At 55.2% G+C, this 2,634-nt stretch carries 3 protein-coding genes; 2 read left to right on the forward strand and 1 reads right to left on the reverse strand.

What is annotated here, in order from left to right; genetic code table 11:
* The first annotated feature begins 75 nt into the window (after positions 1–75).
* Together AC2FND_RS19905 and AC2FND_RS19910 are read left to right on the forward strand one after the other, a co-directional pair.
* Entirely contained in the window at positions 76–909 is an 834-nt protein-coding gene (locus tag AC2FND_RS19905) for a CpsD/CapB family tyrosine-protein kinase (protein ID WP_496771436.1), read from the forward strand.
* Positions 890–1,774: a glycosyltransferase family 2 protein gene (locus tag AC2FND_RS19910; RefSeq protein WP_496771437.1), complete on the forward strand. Its 885-nt coding sequence runs from the start codon at positions 890–892 to the stop codon at positions 1,772–1,774. The genes AC2FND_RS19905 and AC2FND_RS19910 overlap by 20 nt, the downstream gene beginning before the upstream one ends.
* A gap of 68 nt (positions 1,775–1,842) precedes the next feature.
* On the opposite strand, the gene AC2FND_RS19915 is transcribed toward AC2FND_RS19910, so the two are convergent.
* Entirely contained in the window at positions 1,843–2,382 is a 540-nt protein-coding gene (locus AC2FND_RS19915; RefSeq protein WP_480484434.1) for a VPLPA-CTERM sorting domain-containing protein, read from the reverse strand.
* Positions 2,383–2,634 lie beyond the last annotated feature (252 nt).

Consider the following 2,634-nt stretch of genomic DNA (forward strand, 5'->3'; position numbering starts at 1 on the left):
TTATCGCAGAGAGGGTCATGGATAAACTGGAGACATTCTGGTGAGTATTGTTTCGATTGATTTGGTGGATTTGTAATGGACCGTCTTCAGCAAGCTATTCAGAAAGCGCGTGAAGAACGCAACAGCCGGCAGCAGCTTCAGCCTGTGCCTCCCGCAGACATACAGAAGTCTCCGGCACCGCAAGAAAGCGGTGACCAAGATATTTGGCTGGCTGTGCCAGAGATACAGATCGAGCAACGCCTTGTCTCTCGCAACCGTTTGATGTCATTCCATGGGGGTGCGGACGCCACGCCCTATGACATGTTGCGCACCAAGATGCTGCAGCAGACCCTTTCCAATAACTGGCACCGGGTAGCGCTGACTTCCCCTTATAGCGGGTGCGGTAAAAGCACGACAACTGCCAATCTGGCCTTCAGTCTGGGGCGGCAGGAGGACTTGCGCACGATCGTGATCGATTTCGATATGCGGCGCAGGGGGTTGGCTGAGATTCTGAAGCAAACCGGCAGCTATAGCATGGCTGACGTCATTCAGGGGGCCGTACCGTTTCACGAACATGCGAAGCGTTATGGCAAGAACGTCATCTTCGGACTTAATTACACGTCCACCCGCAACCCGGCGGAAGTCTTGCAAAGCCGCCGGACAATCGAATTTCTCGAACAACTCGAAGCAGAATACAAACCCGACATCATTCTGTTCGACACCCCCCCTCTGATGATGAGCGATGACAGCCACGGATTTCTTAGGAATGTCGATTGCGCCCTGCTTCTGGCAGCAGCCGAAGAGACCAGCATTGATCATATCGACGTGGCTGAGCGGCAACTGGCAGAACTGACCAGCGTCATGGGTATTGTGTTAAATAAATGTCGGTACATCAGCGGGACTTTTGGCAATGAGTACGGCTCCTACTGACGCTGTACCGGCCGATGCGGTAATTATTCCCCATTATAACGATTTGCCCCGGCTGGAACGGTGCCTTCAGGCTCTCAGAGAGAATGATTTGACGGCGACGGAAATCGTCGTCGTTGACAACAACTCTCCGGTATCGCTGGACGCGATACGCCAGACCTTTCCCGAGGTGCATTTTGTTGTGGAACCCCAAAAGGGCGCGGCCCATGCCCGCAACCGCGGTGTTGCCGAAACCAAAGCGCCCCGACTGTTTTTCATCGATGCTGATTGTGTGCCCGCGCCGGACTGGTTGACCGTCGGGCGCCAGATCGCGGATCAGGCCGATCTGATTGGTGGCCGGGTAGATGTCTTTGACGAAACGCCACCCCCGCGCAGCGGCGCAGAAGCGTTCGAGGCTGTTTTTGCATTCAACTTCCGCAGGTATATCGAGGTTCAGGGGTTTTCCGGCGCAGGGAACCTGTTGACCCGGAGGGATGTGTTCGATGCGATCGGCGGATTCGTCAACGGTGTATCGGAAGATCGGGAATGGACCATGCGCGCGGTCGCGCGCGGTTACAGCCTGAAATACCGGGACGACTTTCGCGTCAGCCATCCGTCCCGTCAGGACTGGGCCGCGCTCAAAACCAAGTGGCAGCGTACGACACAAGAGGCGTATCTGCTGCATGGCACCAACCCCGGCGCGCGGCTGCGATGGGCAATCCGTGGATTGGCTATGCCTGCCAGTGCTATCGTGCATGCACCAAAAGTCATCTCCAGCGACAAATTGGCCTCGAAAGGAGAAACCTGGCGGGCGATTGCCACGTTGTTCCGGCTTAGATGTCAGAGGATGATCTGGATGCTGCGCCAGGCAGCGAGTGGCGACATCTGAGCTTACCAAACGAAAAGGGGCCGTAAAACACAGCCCCTTGTCTTAATCTGTCGGGTTTGCGCGCCCGTTCAGGCAGCTACTTTGCGGCGGCGCGTCAGGGCCAAACCGCCAAGCGCAGTCAAAAGCAGCAGACCACCTGCGGGCAGCGGAACCGCAGCTACGTCAAAGTCAAAGCTGATCGGACCACCATTCGTCGTCGCTTGCGCATTAGCCCAGCTGAACACCAGGTTCTGGCTCAGGGAGTTCGGGCTCACGCTGCTAAACAATGTGCTGAGCGTGGTCTGGATGCCGCCCAGAACCGCTGTGCTTGCCAAAACGTTGCCGGGGTTTGCCGCGTCAACCCAACTCATAGTCAGACCTGTGAACGCACCCAGTACCCGAATGGTGACCGATGCATTTGCGGTCGCTATTAGCGGATCAACCGGAGATGTGAAGTTGACCGAGTACGAACCAGGCCCACCGAGTGTGGAGACAGATCCGATAAAGGCCGTATCCGATTTAATGTCATAGCTGCCGCCTGCCGTCACCGAGGTCAGCGCGCTGGCCGATCCAGCCATCATCACAGCAGCAACAATCCCCGCCGCCATCATTTTCAAACTTCTAAACATGCAAAGTCCCACCTTTGATTTTTATACACACAACCCGCTCGAAATCCCGGCAGGGCACTTACTGAAGTCATTCATAACTAATTTCTATTTGATTGCGAAGGATTTTTCGAAAGAATGTGTCTTTTTCTGGGCATTGAGGCGCTTTGCGCAGCACAATGGTCGAATGTAACTATTTTTGTTTCCGCATTGAGAACCGGAATCGTTTAAATAAGACGAATCTGCGTCTGGGAGAGCGCGGTGGACTTCCAAAAT

The organism is Ruegeria sp. BHSB056, assembly GCF_059613305.1.

Bases quoted from the DNA above. Each gene is read 5' to 3' on its own strand.
- AC2FND_RS19910 (WP_496771437.1), top strand. From the start codon at position 890: ATGAGTACGGCTCCTACTGACGCTGTACCGGCCGATGCGGTAATTATT.
- AC2FND_RS19915 (WP_480484434.1), bottom strand. From the start codon at position 2,382: ATGTTTAGAAGTTTGAAAATGATGGCGGCGGGGATTGTTGCTGCTGTG.
- AC2FND_RS19905 (WP_496771436.1), top strand. From the start codon at position 76: ATGGACCGTCTTCAGCAAGCTATTCAGAAAGCGCGTGAAGAACGCAAC.